This is a genomic window from Neobacillus dielmonensis, assembly GCF_000612665.1.
Classification (GTDB): domain Bacteria; phylum Bacillota; class Bacilli; order Bacillales; family Cytobacillaceae; genus Neobacillus; species Neobacillus dielmonensis.
Genome location: NZ_HG942065.1, coordinates 22,152 through 41,060, shown reverse-complemented (window position 1 = coordinate 41,060; position 18,909 = coordinate 22,152). Strand labels below are relative to the sequence as shown.

Sequence of the window (18,909 nt, the reverse complement as noted above, 5' to 3'; positions counted from 1 at the left end):
GGATTGACTGCAAAGGTTAGAGGGTATGCAGCCCTCTAACCTTTGATTAAGTCTATAAGCTTTATACATAACTAGGAGGGAGAACAACTATGCAAGGCGAAAAAATTACGGTTACAAACGGGGTATTAAACGTTCCTAACAATCCAATTATTCCATTTATCGAAGGTGACGGTACAGGTCCAGATATTTGGGCAGCTTCATACAGAGTATTAGATGCTGCTGTCGAAAAAGCCTATAAAGGCGAACGTAAATTAGTTTGGAAAGAAGTCTTGGCTGGAGAAAAAGCCTTCAACCAAACAGGTGAATGGCTTCCTAAAGAAACACTTGATGTGATTAATGAGTATTTAATTGCCATCAAAGGTCCATTAACGACACCTGTAGGCGGCGGTATCCGTTCACTTAACGTAGCATTAAGGCAAGAACTAGATCTTTTCGTTTGCTTGCGTCCAGTTAGATGGTTTGAAGGAGTGCCTTCACCGGTTAAACGCCCTCAGGATACGGATATGGTCATTTTCCGTGAAAATACGGAAGATATTTATGCAGGTATTGAATATGAAAAAGGTTCTGAAGCGGTAAGAAAAGTAATAGACTTCTTACAGAACGAAATGGGTGTCAAAAAAATTAGATTCCCAGAAACTTCAGGAATTGGCATTAAACCAGTTTCAGAGGAAGGCACAAACCGTCTTGTCCGTGCCGCTCTAAACTACGCTATTAAAGAAGGTCGTAAATCCCTGACTCTTGTACATAAGGGTAACATCATGAAGTTTACTGAGGGTGCATTTAAAAACTGGGGTTACGAGCTTGCTGAAAAAGAATTCGGTGATAAAGTATTCACTTGGGCTCAATATGACCGCATCAAAGCTGAACAAGGTACAGAAGCTGCAAATAAAGCTCAAGCAGAAGCTGAAGCAGCTGGCAAAATCATCGTTAAAGATGCCATTGCAGATATCTTCCTACAACAAATCTTAACACGTCCTCGTGAGTTTGATGTAGTAGCTACTATGAACCTAAACGGTGACTATATCTCTGATGCACTTGCTGCACAAGTAGGTGGTATCGGTATTGCACCAGGTGCTAACATTAACTACGAAACTGGACATGCGATCTTTGAAGCAACCCATGGTACTGCACCTAAATATGCAGGATTAGACAAAGTGAATCCTTCATCTGTCATTTTATCCGGTGTTCTTATGCTTGAGCACTTAGGCTGGAATGAAGCAGCTAAAATGATTGTTAAATCCATGGAAAAAACCATTGCATCTAAAGTGGTTACTTACGACTTTGCCCGCTTAATGGATGGAGCAACAGAAGTAAAAACTTCTGAATTTGGCGATGAATTAATTAAAAATATGGAATAATGCACACTCGCTGACTGGAGAGCCCTAAAGAGCAACCAGAGCGAAGGTGACTAATCCGTAAGAAATGCGAAAGCGCCCGTATTAGACTTTGACGGCAGCAAATAGAAAACAACTTAAAGGGGAGCTGTTTTTAAATATCTTGCTGAGTGAAAAGGACTAAATTGCGGGCGCTTTTTCTAATTTGATTACTGCTTTATCTATCTTTAATACGAACAAAGGGGATGAGCTATAATGTCATTGAAACGTAAAAAGATTTCTGTGATTGGCGGCGGTTTTACAGGGGCTACAACAGCGTTTTTACTTGCTCAAAAAGAACTGGGAGATGTCGTGTTAGTCGATATTCCGCAAATGGAAAACCCTACAAAAGGGAAAGCGTTAGATATGCTTGAAGCAAGCCCGGTTCAAGGTTTTGATGCCAATATCGTCGGCACCTCCAATTATGAAGATACAAAGGATTCAGATATTGTTGTCATTACAGCAGGTATTGCCCGCAAGCCTGGAATGAGCCGTGATGACTTAGTTCAGACGAATCAAAAAATCATGAAAAGTGTAACGAAAGAGATCGCTCAATATTCTCCGAATTGTATCATCGTCGTTTTGACAAACCCTGTGGATGCTATGACATATACTGTTTTTGCAGAATCTGGCTTCCCTAAAAATCGAGTAATTGGCCAGTCTGGCGTACTTGACACCGCTCGTTTCCGCACCTTTGTAGCACAGGAATTGAACCTATCAGTAAAAGACATTACCGGTTTTGTATTAGGAGGACACGGTGATGATATGGTACCGCTTGTCCGTTATTCTTATGCTGGCGGAATCCCGTTAGAGACATTAATCTCAAAAGATCGCCTAGATGCTATTGTTGAGCGAACAAGAAAAGGCGGCGGTGAAATTGTAAACCTGCTTGGAAATGGCAGCGCCTACTACGCACCGGCAGCTTCATTAGTGGAAATGTGTGAAGCCATCCTAAAAAATCAGCGTCGGGTACTTCCTTCCATCGCATACCTCGAAGGAGAGTATGGCTATGAAGGTATCTATCTTGGCGTTCCAACAATCCTTGGTGCTAATGGCATCGAAAAAGTAATCGAATTGGAGCTTACGGCTGAAGAGAAGGCCGCACTTGATAAGTCTGTAGATTCTGTAAAGAATGTCATGAAAGTGTTAGTATAAGCCAAAAAATTCGGGGGCTCAGCTCCCGAATTTTTTTTGCGGGTTGGGAGCAGCATGACAAAAACTTGCGTACGAGTAAACTTCTGCGTTTTATATTATAATGAAACTAAAAGTTATAACCTTTCAAAGGCGGGGATTGGATGAGTACAAAGGTGCTGGTTGTTGATGATGAACAGTCGATTGTAACGTTACTTCAATACAATTTGGAACAAGCTGGGTATGATGTCATAACAGCAATGGATGGGGAAGTCGGCAAGAAATTAGCAGAACAGGAAACACCCGATATTATAATCTTGGACCTCATGCTTCCGAAAATGGATGGAATAGAGGTTTGCAAGCAACTGCGTCAAGAGAAAGTTATGACTCCTATATTAATGTTAACAGCTAAAGATGACGAACTCGATAAAATATTAGGCTTAGAGTTAGGTGCCGATGATTACATGGTAAAACCCTTTAGTCCAAGAGAAGTCATAGCCAGGGTAAAGGCTATTCTTAGAAGAACGAATGTGCAAATCGAAGCTTCCGGGGATGATGATAGGGAAGACAGTAAATTGGTCATTGGAGAGTTAACGATTTTTCCAGTCAAATATGAGGCATATTTTAAAGGCGGACTGCTTGAGCTGACCTTAAAGGAGTTTGAACTGTTGCATTATCTTGCCCAAAACAAAGGAAGAGTACTAACGAGGGACCAATTGCTAAGTGCTGTTTGGAATTACGACTTTGCTGGCGATACTAGAATCGTTGATGTCCATATTTCACACTTAAGGGAAAAAATAGAGGAGGACACCAAAAAGCCTGCTTATATAAAGACGATTCGCGGTCTTGGTTATAAGCTGGAGGAGCCAAGAGAAGAATGACCAAATATCGAACAAAGCTTTTTATTGCTTTAATTACTCTGATTATTGCAGTTTTAATTGGATTAGGAATATTGCTTGGCCAATTATTTAAGAGTTATTATTTGCAATCATTCAATGAAAGGCTGAAAATTGATAACAACCTTCTTAGCTTTTATATTCAAGAAAATGGCGGTATAAATTCGTTTAATCAACAAGCTGTTTTTGACATCAGTGATATTCTTCACGTTCGCGCAACTGTCACCGATACGGAGGGAAATATATTATATGACACTGGTAAGGTGAAAAATAATGCTGATTCTGGTTTAAGCGAAATTATTCCTGAAGTAATCAAAAAAAGCCCGAAGCAGGATGAAAAGTTTGAAGAGGGCGATGGCTTTGATTTTCATTATTATTGGGAACCAATCAAGAAAGATGAACTAACGGAAGGTTATATTTTTCTTAGCATTAAAACAAATGAGCTTAAACAGGCATACGGGCAAATTTGGTGGATTCTTTCCATTAGTTTAGGACTAGCGTTAATTGTGATCGTTTATCTAGGACATCGTATTACTTCATCCTATACTAGGCCAATTGAAGAGGCTGCCAAAACCGCACAGGAACTTGCAAAGGGAAATTACCGAGCGCGCGCTTCCTCGGTTAGGTTAGACGAAACCGGAATACTGGCATCCTCCATTAATATGCTGGCGGAAGGCCTGCAAGAACTGAAAAGAAACCAGGAAATCCAGCAAGACCGGTTAAGGGCATTAATTGAAAATATCGGGGCAGGACTAGTTCTGATTGACAGTCGAGGCTATATTAACCTGATCAATAAGGGCTATATCGAATTATTTCATGTCCAATCTGCGGATTATTTACAAAAACTTTATTATGAAGTCATTGACCAAGTAGAAGTTTGCCAAATCGTTGCAGAAGTATTCCGGACAGAACACAAAGTGAGCAAGCAATTACATGTTCCATTAGGTATACAAAGAAAATATTTCGATGTTTACGGAGTTCCCATCATGGGTAAAAACAATGTTTGGAAAGGTGTTTTAGTGGTTTTTCACGATATCACAGAACTCAAAAACTTGGAACTCATGAGGAAGGATTTTGTAGCAAATGTTTCTCATGAACTCAAGACTCCTGTTACTTCAATTAAAGGGTTCTCAGAGACCCTCTTAGACGGGGCAATGAATAACCAGGAGACACTGGAATCGTTTCTTTCGATTATTTTAAAAGAAAGCGACCGGCTTCAATCACTCATCCAGGATTTATTGGAACTTTCTAAACTGGAGTCCCATAGCTTTACCTTAAACAAGCAGGAATTAAACTTACACCAGCTTTTAGAAGAAGTGGTAACCTTGCTTTCTGGAAAGGCAAAGACAAAAAATATTTCTCTTGATTTGATTTGCCCAATAAGTCCAGTCGCTATTAGAGGGGACGTGGACCGTCTAAAGCAAGTGTTCATTAATTTAATTGCCAATGCTATTACATACACACCATCTCACGGAGTTGTGACCGTAAAATTAGTAGAACATAAGAATTCTGTGGTGGTGATGGTTAAAGACACCGGGATAGGAATCGAAGAGAAGGAAATACCGAGAATTTTCGAACGATTTTACCGAGTTGACCGTGCCAGAAGTCGGAACTCCGGAGGCACAGGGTTAGGACTTGCCATTGTTAAACATATTGTTGAGGCCCACCATGGAAATCTCAGTGTGGAGAGTGAAGTGGGGAAAGGCAGTGTATTTAAGGTGGAATTACATAATTAAGATAAAAAAGATGGAAGGTGAGATTTGGTGGATACAAAGAAACTAGTACTGATTGACGGGAATAGTATTGCTTACCGTGCGTTTTTTGCCCTTCCTTTGCTGAATAATGATAAAGGTATACATACAAACGCGGTGTACGGCTTTACGATGATGCTAATGAAAATTCTCGAAGACGAAAAGCCGACCCATATTCTGGTGGCATTTGATGCCGGTAAAACGACTTTTCGGCATCAAACTTTTTCTGAATACAAAGGAGGCAGACAAAAAACGCCGCCTGAGTTATCGGAACAATTTCCATTTATTCGGGAGCTTTTGGACGCATACAAGATCTCTAGGTACGAGCTCGAAAATTACGAAGCGGATGATATTATTGGAACGCTTTCTTTGAGAGCTGAAAAAGAAGGCTATGACGTCAAGGTTATTTCGGGGGATAAAGACTTAACCCAGCTCACATCACCCCATACAACGGTTGGTATCACTAGAAAAGGAATTACCGATATTGAAATATACACTCCGGAACACGTAAGAGAGAAGTATGGGCTAACTCCAGAGCAAATTATCGACATGAAAGGACTGATGGGGGACCCTTCCGACAATATTCCAGGTGTACCTGGAGTAGGTGAAAAAACGGCTATTAAGCTGTTAAAGGAATTTTCAACAGTCGAAGAATTGCTTCAATCCCTTTCGCAAGTGAGTGGAAAACTAAAGGAAAAGCTTGAGGAATTTAAGGATCAAGCTATGATGAGTAAAAAGCTTGCGACGATTGAAAGGCAGGCTCCTATTGAAGTTGACTTTAATGATATTTCTTATGAAGGCTATTCTCGAGAAAAAATTATCCAGTTATTTAAAGAACTAGGTTTCTCTTCTTTGTTGGATAGACTGGGAGAAACCGCAGCAGAAACGGAACAAGTGGAATTAGAAGAGCTTGAATTTATTATTTCTGAAGAAATAACAGATGGAATTTTTTCTAATATAAACTATTTTTATGTTGAAATGCTGGATGACAATTACCATCACGCTGACATTATCGGTTTTTCCCTTGTTAATGAAACCGGTCGTTACTTTTTGCCGACTGAGCAGGCATTAGCTTCTAAAGCATTTAAAACTTGGGCTGAGGATCCGCAGAGAACCAAGATTGTATACGATGCAAAACGATCAGAGGTGTCATTAAGGCGATTTGGCATCCATTTAACAGGTGTGAAGTTTGATATTTTAATCGCTTCTTATTTACTCAATCCGACCGAGAATTTTGAAGATCTGGCGTCCATCGCTAAAACGTACGGCTTAACAAATATTCAGTCAGATGAAGCGTTCTATGGGAAAGGGGCAAAGCGAAAAGTTCCTGAGACCTCAGACCTTGCCGGTCATCTGGTGAGAAAAGGGCAAATCATGTTCGATTTAAAAGAAAAGCTCGAAGATGAATTAAAGACAAATGAACAATACGAGTTATTTAAGGAACTTGAAATGCCGTTGTCATTGATTTTAGCCGATATGGAGTCGACAGGAATCAAAGTAGAACGGGACCGACTGCAGGCAATGGGCAGAGAACTGAGTGAACGGCTCGTGCAAATTGAAGAAAGGATCTGTGAACTGGCGGGCGAGAAGTTTAATATCAACTCGCCGAAACAGCTTGGGGTGATTCTTTTTGAAAAAATGCAGCTTCCTGCCATCAAAAAAACGAAAACGGGTTATTCAACTTCAGCAGATGTCCTAGAAAAATTGGCACCGCATCATGAAATTATCGAGCACATTCTTCTCTATCGCCAGTTAGGTAAACTGCAATCTACCTATATTGAAGGACTGCTTAAGGTAATTGATTCAAAAACAGACAAGGTTCATACGAGGTTCCAACAGACCCTAACGGCAACAGGCAGATTAAGCTCAATTGATCCTAATCTGCAAAACATTCCGATTCGCCTGGAGGAAGGCCGGAAAATTCGCCAGGCGTTTGTGCCGTCTGAACCGGGCTGGGTCATTTTTGCTGCGGATTATTCTCAGATTGAACTGCGCGTCCTAGCCCATATTTCTGAAGACGAAAAGCTGATTCAAGCATTCCAAGAGGACATGGATATTCACACCAAGACAGCGATGGAAGTTTTCCATGTTGACAAAGAGGATGTGACCTCCAACATGAGACGGCACGCAAAGGCTGTTAATTTTGGTATTGTATATGGAATTAGTGATTACGGTCTTTCGCAATCGCTTGGTATTTCAAGGAAAGAGGCAGGGCAATTTATTGAGCGTTACCTTGATAGCTATCCAGGTGTTAGGACATACATGGATGATATTATACATCTGGCCAAACAAAAAGGATATGTAACCACCTTGATGAATCGGCGCAGGTACTTGCCAGATATTACGGCACGAAACTTCAACCTAAGAAGCTTTGCTGAGCGTACAGCGATGAATACCCCCATTCAGGGAAGTGCGGCCGATATTATCAAAAAAGCTATGATTGATATGGATGAAGCACTAAAGGACAAGGGTTTGCAATCAAGATTGTTATTACAAGTTCATGACGAATTGATCTTTGAAGCACCTGAAGAAGAAGTGGAAACACTAAAAAGTTTAGTTCCGCTTGTCATGGAAAATGCTCTTGAGTTAAAAGTGCCTTTAAAAGTCGATTATGCCTACGGCCCGACATGGTTTGATGCAAAATAAGAGAAGCGGAATCACTGGTCGGCACTGTTAGTAGCTTGAAAGGAGGGATACCATGCCGGAACTTCCCGAAGTAGAAACAGTACGGAAAACGCTCATTAATCTCGTTCAATCGAAACAAATTGAACATATAACCGTTTATTGGCCAAAAATTATTAAAAATCCAGCAGAAGTCGAGCAGTTTATTGATGCCCTGAAAGGGGAAACCATCCTCGATGTTGGCAGAAGAGGAAAATTTTTAATTATCTATACTGACCAGTATGCATTGGTCTCCCACTTGCGCATGGAAGGCAGGTACGGGCTATATCCGAGCGTGGAGCCATTTGATAAACATACACATGTGATTTTTCACTTTACCGATGGGACGGAATTGCGCTACCGGGATGTACGAAAATTTGGTACCATGCACTTATATAAGAAAGGCGAGGAATTTGTAAAGCCACCATTAGTAGATCTTGGACCCGAACCATTTTCCGAGAATTTTACTAAACAGTATTTGAAAAAGTGTTTGTCCAAAACCAGTAGAAAAATAAAACCAGCATTGCTAGACCAAACTATTTTGGTGGGCTTGGGCAATATTTACGTCGACGAAGCCTTGTTTCGGGCGGGGATACACCCAGAACGATTAGCAAGCTCGTTAACCGACAAAGAAATTACCAGGCTTCATAAAGAGATTGTCGATACTTTGGGGGAGGCGGTCAAAAAAGGCGGCAGTACCATTCGCTCTTATGTGAACTCCCAAGGAGAAATCGGTATGTTTCAGCTTGAGCTATATGCCTATGGACGAGAAGGCGAGGCATGCAAAAAATGCGGCACTCCACTTGAAAAAATCAAAGTTGGTGGTCGTGGCACTCATTTTTGCCCTAACTGCCAAAAAATAACTGAATAGAAATTCTAGTGATAAGACAAAGAGCGAGTATCGTGAAAGAACAAATGAATAACAAAGGATGGGCTCCTGCCATATACTATCTTAGTGATTTTGGAGGAAGGAGCCTTTAGACTATGGGTCAGATGTTCTCACTACTGATACTTGCATTTGCTCTTAGTATTGATAGCTTTAGCGTTGGATTCACTTATGGGTTAAGAAAAATGGTCATGCCAATCAAATCCGTGCTTATTATCGCTGCCTGTTCAGCTATTTCGCTGTTGATTGCTGTATCCATCGGCCACGGCCTGGCAAAAGTGATTTCGCCGGAGCTGACAAGCAAATTAGGTGGATTTCTGTTAATTTGTATTGGAGCCGTTGTTCTGTATCAATTTTTCCGGCCGGAGAAAGAAAAAGAACAGCTTGACCAGGAAACAACCATTGTTAACTTTGAAATCCGTTCATTGGGGCTGGCTATCAATATATTAAAAAAACCAATGTCTGCCGATTTTGACCACTCTGGCACGATTACTGGCATTGAGGCATTCATGTTGGGCTTTGCTTTATCACTGGATGCATTTGGGGCAGGGATTGGTGCGGCCATGTTGGGATTTGCTCCCGTTCATTTAGCTTTAGCATCCGCGATAATGAGTTCACTATTTGTTATGTTTGGCATTAAAACCGGAAGTTACTTTCATAGGTTCAACTGGATTCAACGTTTTTCGTTCCTACCGGGAATTTTATTGATTATGATTGGTATCTGGAAACTATAATGGATGAAGAAAGGAATAACAAATGACACTTGTAATCGGATTAACAGGCGGTATTGCCAGTGGAAAAAGTACAGTATCCAATATGTTCAAAGAAATAGGAATAACCGTAATTGATGCAGATGTTGAAGCGCGCCTGGCCGTACAACAAGGGGAGCCTGCCTACAAACAGATTATTGCCGAATTTGGGGAAGAGATTTTATTAGCAGATGGCGAGATTGATAGACCTAAATTAGGGTCAATTATTTTCCATGATTTCGAAAAAAGACAGCGCCTAAATGAAATCACCCACCCTGAGGTTCGTAAGCGTATGGTACAAAAAATGCAAGTAGCGGCTCTGAATCAAGAAAAGGCTGTTGTTTTAGATATTCCGTTACTATTTGAAAGCAAATTAACCTATATGGTTGAAAAAACCATACTCGTATATGTTAATTTGGAAACCCAGCTAAAACGATTGATGGACCGAAATCAATTATCTGAGGAGGAGGCTCGAGCGAGAATCCTGTCACAAATGCCTTTGTCTGAAAAAGTAAAACTAGCCGATGCAGTAATCGACAATACAAGCACAATCGATTCATCCAAACAGCAACTACTAGCCATTTTACAGGACTGGGGAGTTAATGATAAATAGACTGAGCATGAAGAGGGAGCATCCCTCTTTTTTTTTATTTCTTAGGATTTGTTAAACGATCATGTTGATTTTATTAACTCTGTTGATTGAAGCGGAAATCAACAGCCAAATTTTACAGAGATTTTTATTATAAAATTCTAAAAAGTAAAATTTTAAAATGTGTGTTTTATTTATCACAATTCCTTTGTAATATGTTATACTAATTACAACAATGAGTGTTAAAAGTATAACACTAATCCGGAAGGGGCTGTAAAATGAAGGCGCGCATTGCAATAAATGGTTTTGGAAGAATAGGGCGAATGGTCTTTCGGCAGGCAATACTCGAAAAAAAGCTGGATGTAATAGCCATCAATGCAAGCTATCCGTCGGAAACGTTAGCTCATTTGATAAAATATGATACGATTCATGGAAAATTCCACGGGGAAGTTATCCCATTAGATAATGAATTGCTGGTAAACGGAAGACGAATAAAATTATTAAATGAACGTGACCCGAAACTGTTGCCTTGGCGGGAACTAGGTGTTGATATTGTAATTGAAGCAACTGGTAAATTTAATAGCAGAGAAAAAGCGATGCTGCATCTTGAAGCAGGAGCGAAAAAGGTAATTCTGACGGCACCAGGGAAAAATGAGGATGTTACCATCGTAATGGGTGTAAATGAAGACACATTGAATATTGAACAGCATGACATCATTTCCAATGCATCTTGTACGACGAACTGTCTAGCCCCAGTTGCCAAGGTGTTAGATGACAAATTTGGAATCGAAAGCGGTCTAATGACGACCATCCATTCCTATACAAATGACCAAAAAAATATTGATAACCCACATAAGGATTTACGAAGAGCGCGTGCCTGCGGACAATCGATTATTCCAACCACTACAGGTGCAGCAAAAGCCATCTCGCTAGTCCTCCCGCAATTGAAGGGGAAGCTGCATGGAATTTCATTAAGGGTTCCAACTCCAAATGTATCGCTGGTTGATTTAGTCGTCGATTTAAAACAGGATGTAACAGTCGAACAAGTTAATCATGCGTTCATGGAGGCGAAAAACGGACCATTAAAAGGGATTTTGGATATTACGTTGGAACCGCTTGTTTCAGTTGACTTTAACACAAATGACCATTCGGCCATCATAGATGGTCTTTCCACTATGGTGATGGGCACCAGAAAGGTAAAAGTACTAGCTTGGTATGACAATGAATGGGGATATTCTTCCCGTGTAGTCGATCTCAGTCTGCATGTTGCCGAGGCAATGGCGAAAATGGCTGAAGTAAAAGCTGGGTAAGGATTTCTAAAAGCAAATATCGTTAATAGTTCTTTAACTTAATAGTTTCTGTGATATAATATTGTTATTTAAGAGGTGTATCTTCAATACACCTCTTTTTATATTTCGAGGATTATGTTATAGAATAAAAGTAATAAATAGTTTTTGGAGGAGATATGATGGCCAATTTGTTCACCCGGTATAGAAGGTCGATTGAAACCTCAGACCGGCAATCTGATGATTCCTTAAAGACACATTATTATAAAACAAGAGCCAGCCAAATGCTGGACACAGTAGAAAAGATGTTTAAAGAGGATGCGGACTGCCAAATTAAAACCGTATCAAAGGACCATGGTGAAATTGCTGTTGAATTGAAAAAACCCTTTCCTTGCTTTCTTATAGCAACGGTTATCCAATCCAAGCCATTGGAAACAGCCGTTGATTTTCATATTTCAACAGAGCGAATTTCCCTGACTGGTGCATTTCCTGCCTTAAAGAAGCGCATCAACGCTTACTATGACAGGATGGCTAAGTTACATACCGAAATAAAACCCAATAAAAACTAACCAGCATCTACTTGTGTATCGAATCTCTTTTATATAAGATAATAGTAGGATAATGGATAGTGGATCGGATTCGTTTAGATTTGGAGTTGAGTTGCCCATGAAATGCCCTTCATGTCAGCATTATGGTACACGTGTACTGGATTCCCGGCCGGTAGATGAAGGACGAGCGACCAGAAGAAGGCGTGAATGCGAAGAATGCGGATATCGCTTTACGACTTTTGAAAAGATTGAAGAGATTCCTTTAATAGTGGTTAAAAAAGAAGGAACCAGGGAGGAATTCAGTCGCGATAAAATCCTCCGTGGCTTGATTAAAGCCTGTGAAAAACGGCCAGTTGCTTTAAAGGAATTAGAGGATATTACCCATGGTGTCGAAAAAGACTTGCGCAGCCAGGGGATATCTGAGATTAAAAGTGAGGCCATCGGTGAAATGGTCATGGACAGGCTAGCGAAAGTGGACGAAGTCGCATACGTACGTTTTGCCTCCGTTTACCGTCAATTTAAGGATATTAACGTATTTATTGATGAATTAAAAGAATTGATTAAAAAAGAGAATTCATAGAGCCAAATGGTCTTTGGCTCTTTTTACAATTATCGTGAAAGGTCTGAAAACATATGGCGCAGCATTGGCAGGATATTCTTCCGATCGACCGTTATATTGTAACAGCTAATGGGCTGCTGCATGATTATGACCGTAAAGTACTGACGTTTTTATATCAGCCGTTAATTGGATCTGCCTGTCACAGCTTATATATGACTCTTTGGGCAGAACTTGAGGAAAATCGCCTATGGTCAGAATCCTCAACCCATCATTTATTAATGAATCTGTTAGATCTGAATTTGAAGGACATCTATCAGGCGCGGTTAAAGCTCGAAGGGATTGGGCTGTTAAAAACGTATGTCAAAGTCATAGACGGAGAACGTTCATTTATATACGAACTGCTGCCGCCTTTAAATCCTGAGCAGTTTTTTTTAGATGGAATGTTAAACATTTACTTATATCGCAAAATCGGCAAAAAGCATTTTGCCCGGTTGAAGCGGTTTTTCACTGACCAACAGCTTCCCCATGATCAAGGGTATCAGGACGTAACCAAGGCTTTTCAGGATGTGTTTACTTCAGGCACACCCGAAAATCTACACTATCTGCAGGACTTATCGGTAGAGCTGGACAGCGAAGAGAGTGAACAGTTCATTGGTCGACATGATCAGAAAGGAATTTCTCTCGAGGGCTATACCTTTGATTTTGACCTTTTGTTGGCAGGGCTGCATGAATCTCTTGTGCCAAGGAAGGCCATTAATCAGAAGGTAAAAGAGGTTATCAGCAAATTGGCGTTCCTTTATCATATTGATGCCATCCAAATGAAAAAACTGATTATGGATGCGCTGAATGAGCATGATGAGATTGACGTAGAGCAATTGCGTAAGGCAGCAAGGAATTGGTATCAATTTGAAAATTACGACCAGCTTCCAAGCCTAATTGACCGCACTCAGCCGGAGGCTCATAAACAGCAACGGGAAAAACCAAAAACAAAAGATGAACAATTAATTCTGTACTTTGAAACGGTATCGCCCTTAAAGGTGTTAAGGGATTTATCCGTCGGTGGTGAGCCGTCAGCCTCCGAAATTAAAATTGTCGAAGAAGTGATGATTAATCAAAAGCTGTTACCGGGTGTTATAAATGTCCTGATTTGGTATGTTATGCTGATTAACGATATGAAATTTACGAAGGCCTATGTTGAGTCTATTGCCAGCCAATGGGCCAGAAAGCAATTAAGAACGGTGAAAGAATCGATGGAATTTGCCAGAACACAGTATAAAAATAAAACCACGAAAACGTCAGGGAAATCTTTCAATAAGAAACCGACACGTACGGAGTTTCTCCCTGATTGGTTTAATGATGAACAGCCAGCAAAAGACGATCATAATCAAGAAGTGGCAAAAACATCTGATATAGAAGCCAAAAAGCGAGAAATTGAAGAAATGCTAAAGGCATTCGATGATTAGGATGGTGAAGGTATGGAACGAATTAACCAAACATTAAAGCGATTAGCCTCAAGCGAAAATTTCCAAAAACGATATGAAAGAATCCGCCAGGAAACTTTATCACATCCTGACATCAAGGCTTTTATTCAAAAGAATCAAGAGAATATAACAGAAGAAATCATTGAAAAAAGCTTAAACAAGCTCTATGAGTATATCAATCAGAGCAAGGAATGTGATAAATGTGAGTGCCTCGAATCCTGCATCAATATGATGAAAGGCTATCAGCCGGAATTAGTTTTAACAAGAAACGCCATTGATGTAACTTACGAGCGCTGTCCGCGTAAAGTACTGGATGACGAACGGCGCAAAAATGAAAAACTAATTAAAAGCCTGCATGTTCCTAAAGATATTCTAAGCGCAACGTTTGAAGACTTCGAACATGATGCTGAGCGAATTGATGCGGTGCAAAAAGCGGCGCTTTTCCTGAATAATTATGACCAGGGCAAAACAACTAAGGGATTGTATTTTTATGGAAAGTTTGGAGTTGGAAAGTCTTATCTACTAGGTGCGATTGCCAACAGACTGGCCAAAAAACAAATATCATCGATGATTGTGTATGTTCCGGAATTGCTGCGCGAAATGAAAAGCGCCATCGCCGATTCCACATTAAGCGAAAAAATTGAAGCGTTAAAAACCGAACCAGTTTTAATGTTGGACGACATTGGAGCTGAGGCCGTTTCCAGTTGGACAAGGGATGAGGTGTTAGGACCTATTCTCCAATATCGGATGCTGGAAAATCTGCCAACCTTTTTCACGTCGAACTTTGACTTTCAAGGCCTGGAACATCATTTGGCCTATAGTCAGCGAGGCGAAGAGGAAAAGGTCAAAGCACGCCGGATTATGGAACGAATCCGTGCCTTAAGTGAGCCTGTGTTAGTATCTGGTCCTAACCGGAGGCGATAATTGAATATTTATGATCAGTTCAGGATGATTCCCGTGGGAACATCCTCTTTTTTATGGAATCATCCGTTCTGGCAACTTCTATTTTGGTCAAGTTCCCCATATACATTAAAACAAGAGACTCGGTTAAAGGGGGGATTTGGTTGGTTGAAATCATCTTCCAAAATAGAACAGATGCAATTAAGTGTTATGACCATTTATGGAAGTGTTTAATGCATGTTCCAGACATGAAGAATATTCTTCTTTTAGAAGATCGATATAGAGTAAAAATTCAAGATAGCCTGATTTCAGAAAACGTCCTAGAATATGTAAAGGTAGGATTTTATCAGTTCATTACCACAGTGAAACGGGATGATTGGTTTCATGAAATACTAAGTAATCAATTTTACTATAAGGATACCGAAGAGCAGCAGCAAATCTTAGAAATCCTTTATTCCATTCTTGAAGGCCAGCGGGAGGATCTGTCTGTGTTTATCAAGGATACGAATGAAGACCCAAAAATTAAAGAAGCGATTGAGCAAATATTCCATGATCAAGTGTCGTTTTCCTTTGACTCGTTTGTTAAGTTTCGCTTGCGCTCTTATCTGCAGTACCTGGAGAGGTATGTGGAAGTTTCGATTGATGAGTATAAGATGGAGCAGGAATATCAGATGTTTGTGCAAATGTTAAGGGATTTTTTAGTGGGCCGTGCGCCAAAAACGGACATCCTTTATTTATTGCTGGATGAAGAAATAACGTTTTATAATAAGCAATTTGACGAGATAAAAAGAAGTGAATTGACAAAAATGATTGATCGGAAATTGCTGGTTAATCACCCGATATATGTGGATTCTGCTACGATTGCTCCTTTGTTGTCGCTAGCCCCAATCACTATTTACATTTATACAAAAGACAAAGATGCCCCATTGGTTAGGACCATCCAAAATATTTTTGAGGAACGGGTCATCATTAAACCCTATCAATCCCTTCGTGATCTAGAACAGTTCGGAGGCTATATAGACGGTAAATCTGAACAGCACGGCTCCTGAATGAATAAACTAACGATTTAGGCGTGAGGTCCTTGATTTTTGAAAATAAACTGATTATAATAACGTACATAGTCAACAATGCAAATGCAGTATGCAAAACAGGATGCTAATGCATGACAAAAAAATGATTATAACAAGTTATGAGAAGGACAACAGTATTTTTTTACGGATCATAGAGAGGGAGGTCATGGCTGCAAGCTTCCTATCACGAAAAAGATACTTACCGCCTTTAAACTTCAGCAGTGAACACTACCTTTGGGAAGTTAGTAATTGTTGACGGCAGCAGCCGTTATCTGACCTAAAGTCATTTTGGATCCATTGTGTACAAAATGAAAAATTGGGTGGAACCACGTGTTAATTCAAACTCGTCCCTTTCTTCTAGGGACGGGTTTTTTATTTTATTGGTTGTGTTAAACTTGGTTGTTGATTTCCGCTCCAGGCGTTTCGCTTTCCGCGGGCGTGCCGGGGAGCCTCCTCGGCGATGAAATTGCCTGCGGGGTCTCCCCAGCCCCGTACTCCTTTCGCTTTCCGCGGGCGTGCCGGGGAGCCTCCTCGGCGATGAAATTGCCTGCGGGGTCTCCCCAGCCCCGTACTCCCGCAGGACTCTGAATTACATCCTTGAATAGGCCCACGCACGAAGAAAATGCGAAAGCATTTTCGAGGAGTCTTCGCGCCTTCCGCTCCAATCAACTGGTTAAAATCAACAATAGCCTTTAACACAGCCATTTTATTAAAGGAGGAAAAAGATATGTCAGACGTTGTCAAAATTACGTTTCCTGATGGAGCAGTGAAGGAGTTTCCACAAGGAACAACAACCGAAGATATCGCCGCATCCATTAGCCCAGGCCTAAAGAAAAAGGCCATTGCGGGCAAATTAAATGGAAGTTTAGTCGACCTTCGCCGTCCGCTTTTTGAAGACGGTTCAATAGAAATCGTTACACCAGATTCTAAAGATGCATTAGAGGTATTGCGCCACAGCACAGCCCACTTAATGGCTCAAGCAGTGAAACGCCTATATCCTAATACAAAATTGGGCGTTGGGCCTGTTATTGAAGGCGGCTTTTACTATGACATGGATTTCGAGGAATCGTTGACTCCAGAAGACCTGCCGAAGATTGAAAAAGAAATGGCGAAAATCGTCAATGAGAATCTTGAAATTGTCCGCAAGGAAGTCAGCAGGGACGAAGCAGTCCAGTTATATAAAGAGGTAGGCGACCCTTATAAGGTTGAGCTTGTCGAAGCGATTCCAGCAGGTGAAACGGTAACCATTTATGAGCAAGGAGAATTTTTTGACCTTTGCCGCGGTATCCATGTCCCATCAACTGGAAAAATCAAAGAATTTAAATTATTGAGCATTGCCGGTGCCTATTGGCGTGGGAACAGCGATAATAAAATGCTTCAACGCGTGTACGGCACAGCCTTTTTCAAAAAAGAGGACTTGGCCGAACATCTTCGTATGTTAGAAGAAGCCAAAGAGCGCGACCATCGCAAGCTGGGAAAAGAGCTAAACCTGTTTACCAATTCCAAAGAAATAGGACAAGGCCTGCCGTTGTGGCTGCCAAAAGGGGCAACCATCCGCCGCACCATTGAGCGCTATATTGTCGATAAAGAAGTCAGCTTAGGCTATGACCATGTTTACACACCAATCATGGCCAATGTCGAGCTATATAAAACTTCTGGTCACTGGGATCATTACCATGAAGATATGTTCCCGGTTATGGACATGGACAACGAACAATTGGTGCTTCGTCCGATGAACTGTCCGCACCATATGATGGTTTATAAAAACGCTATTCACAGCTATCGTGAACTTCCAATCAGGATTGCGGAACTTGGAACGATGCACCGCTATGAAATGTCTGGAGCATTATCCGGCCTGCAGCGTGTCCGTGGAATGACGTTGAATGATGCCCATATTTTTGTCCGTCCGGATCAAATTAAGGAAGAATTCCAACGTGTTGTCAATCTGATTTTGGATGTATATAAAGACTTTGATATTACGGATTATTCATTCCGATTATCTTACCGTGATCCACAGGATAAGGAAAAATATTTTGACGATGATGCGATGTGGGAAAAAGCACAAAGCATGTTAAAAGAAGCGATGGACGACCTTGGCCTTGAATATTTCGAAGCCGAAGGAGAAGCTGCCTTCTATGGTCCAAAGCTGGATGTCCAAGTTAGAACAGCAATAGGAAAAGAAGAAACGCTGTCCACGGTTCAATTAGACTTCTTGCTGCCAGAACGGTTTGACTTAACTTATGTTGGGGAAGACGGTAAGCAGCATCGTCCGGTTGTTGTCCACCGCGGCGTTGTTTCGACGATGGAACGTTTTGTAGCCTATCTGATTGAAGAATACAAAGGGGCATTCCCAACTTGGCTGGCACCAGTGCAAGTTCAAGTCATTCCTGTTTCTCCTGATGCACACTATGATTATGCGAGAAAAGTTCAGGAGCAATTGAAAGCCGCTGGTTTCCGTGTCGAATTAGACGGCCGCGATGAAAAAATCGGCTATAAGATCCGCGAAGCACAAATGCAAAAAATTCCATATATGCTGGTTGTTGGTGACAAAGAAGTGGCTGAAAATGCTGTTAATGTCCGCAAATATGGCGAACAAAAGTCAGAAACGCTGGCATTTGAAGAGTTTCTTGCTGTTCTTAAAGCGGAAGTTACAAGAAACTAAAACACTGAGGGCTCATCGTGGCCCTCAGTTGTTTTTTAATTAAATCTATTGAATAATCGATTGTTTTTTGTTACAATAATTTTCGTTGTCGTCAAAGAAAAGTTTATTTGACATCTTATCTTTGCTTATGTTATAGTTACAAAGGTATTAAAACTGAATACTAAGTTTTGGGAAAGAAGAAGCACCCGCTTCTCACCTGATTTGACGCGTTTCGCAGTTGACAGGTATTACGTGGACTTAAATAGTTACTTAAACTATGTTTCGTAAAGTGTGGGTGGTTTCATCCGCACTTTTTTAATTGGCTTCTCTGCTGGAACTTATGATTCTGTTATTCTAAAACCGTATCATGAATCAGGTTTTAAAGGGG

At 40.8% G+C, this 18,909-nt stretch carries 15 protein-coding genes and 2 other annotated features; all 15 genes read left to right on the top strand.

Annotation, left to right across the window (positions count from 1 at the left end):
* Positions 1-89: 89 nt before the first annotated feature.
* The 15 genes from icd (at position 90) to thrS (ending at position 18,542) form a co-directional block, all read left to right on the top strand.
* The gene (gene icd, locus BN2425_RS12115) at positions 90-1,358 is read left to right on the top strand and encodes an NADP-dependent isocitrate dehydrogenase (RefSeq protein WP_042459629.1); all 1,269 of its coding nucleotides are present in this window, start codon (positions 90-92) and stop codon (positions 1,356-1,358) included.
* Between the two features lie 231 nt (positions 1,359-1,589).
* Entirely contained in the window at positions 1,590-2,528 is a 939-nt protein-coding gene (gene mdh, locus BN2425_RS12110) for a malate dehydrogenase (RefSeq protein ID WP_042459627.1), read from the top strand.
* A gap of 140 nt (positions 2,529-2,668) precedes the next feature.
* Positions 2,669-3,385, top strand: coding sequence for a response regulator transcription factor (locus BN2425_RS12105; RefSeq protein ID WP_042459625.1), 717 nt, complete (start codon positions 2,669-2,671; stop codon positions 3,383-3,385).
* On the top strand, positions 3,382-5,136 hold the full coding sequence (gene pnpS / locus BN2425_RS12100; protein WP_042459623.1) for a two-component system histidine kinase PnpS: 1,755 nt from the start codon (positions 3,382-3,384) through the stop codon (positions 5,134-5,136). The genes BN2425_RS12105 and pnpS overlap by 4 nt, the downstream gene beginning before the upstream one ends.
* Before the next feature lie 24 nt (positions 5,137-5,160).
* Positions 5,161-7,797, top strand: coding sequence for a DNA polymerase I (gene polA, locus BN2425_RS12095; protein ID WP_042459621.1), 2,637 nt, complete (start codon positions 5,161-5,163; stop codon positions 7,795-7,797).
* Between the two features lie 52 nt (positions 7,798-7,849).
* Positions 7,850-8,683, top strand: a complete 834-nt coding sequence (mutM, locus tag BN2425_RS12090) for a DNA-formamidopyrimidine glycosylase (protein WP_042459619.1) — start codon at positions 7,850-7,852, stop codon at positions 8,681-8,683.
* 113 nt (positions 8,684-8,796) lie between these two features.
* Positions 8,797-9,432, top strand: a complete 636-nt coding sequence (gene ytaF / locus BN2425_RS12085; protein ID WP_042459616.1) for a sporulation membrane protein YtaF — start codon at positions 8,797-8,799, stop codon at positions 9,430-9,432.
* 22 nt (positions 9,433-9,454) lie between these two features.
* Entirely contained in the window at positions 9,455-10,060 is a 606-nt protein-coding gene (coaE, locus tag BN2425_RS12080; RefSeq protein WP_042459613.1) for a dephospho-CoA kinase, read from the top strand.
* Positions 10,061-10,314: 254 nt separating this feature from the next.
* Positions 10,315-11,346, top strand: a complete 1,032-nt coding sequence (locus BN2425_RS12075) for a glyceraldehyde-3-phosphate dehydrogenase (RefSeq protein ID WP_042459610.1) — start codon at positions 10,315-10,317, stop codon at positions 11,344-11,346.
* Between the two features lie 158 nt (positions 11,347-11,504).
* Complete coding sequence (locus BN2425_RS12070) at positions 11,505-11,891, top strand: hypothetical protein (RefSeq protein WP_052352853.1); 387 nt, start codon at positions 11,505-11,507, stop codon at positions 11,889-11,891.
* Between the two features lie 97 nt (positions 11,892-11,988).
* On the top strand, positions 11,989-12,450 hold the full coding sequence (gene nrdR, locus BN2425_RS12065; protein ID WP_042459603.1) for a transcriptional regulator NrdR: 462 nt from the start codon (positions 11,989-11,991) through the stop codon (positions 12,448-12,450).
* 53 nt (positions 12,451-12,503) lie between these two features.
* On the top strand, positions 12,504-13,892 hold the full coding sequence (locus BN2425_RS12060) for a replication initiation and membrane attachment family protein (RefSeq protein WP_042459599.1): 1,389 nt from the start codon (positions 12,504-12,506) through the stop codon (positions 13,890-13,892).
* Between the two features lie 12 nt (positions 13,893-13,904).
* A complete protein-coding gene (dnaI, locus tag BN2425_RS12055) occupies positions 13,905-14,834 on the top strand; it encodes a primosomal protein DnaI (RefSeq protein ID WP_042459596.1) in 930 nt (309 codons plus the stop codon).
* A gap of 140 nt (positions 14,835-14,974) precedes the next feature.
* Positions 14,975-15,859, top strand: coding sequence for a sporulation protein YtxC (gene ytxC, locus BN2425_RS12050; protein WP_042459592.1), 885 nt, complete (start codon positions 14,975-14,977; stop codon positions 15,857-15,859).
* Between the two features lie 131 nt (positions 15,860-15,990).
* Positions 15,991-16,235, top strand: a binding site (T-box leader).
* A 372-nt stretch (positions 16,236-16,607) separates the two neighbouring features.
* Positions 16,608-18,542, top strand: coding sequence for a threonine--tRNA ligase (thrS, locus tag BN2425_RS12040; protein ID WP_042459587.1), 1,935 nt, complete (start codon positions 16,608-16,610; stop codon positions 18,540-18,542).
* 167 nt (positions 18,543-18,709) lie between these two features.
* Positions 18,710-18,844, top strand: a sequence feature (ribosomal protein L20 leader region).
* Positions 18,845-18,909 lie beyond the last annotated feature (65 nt).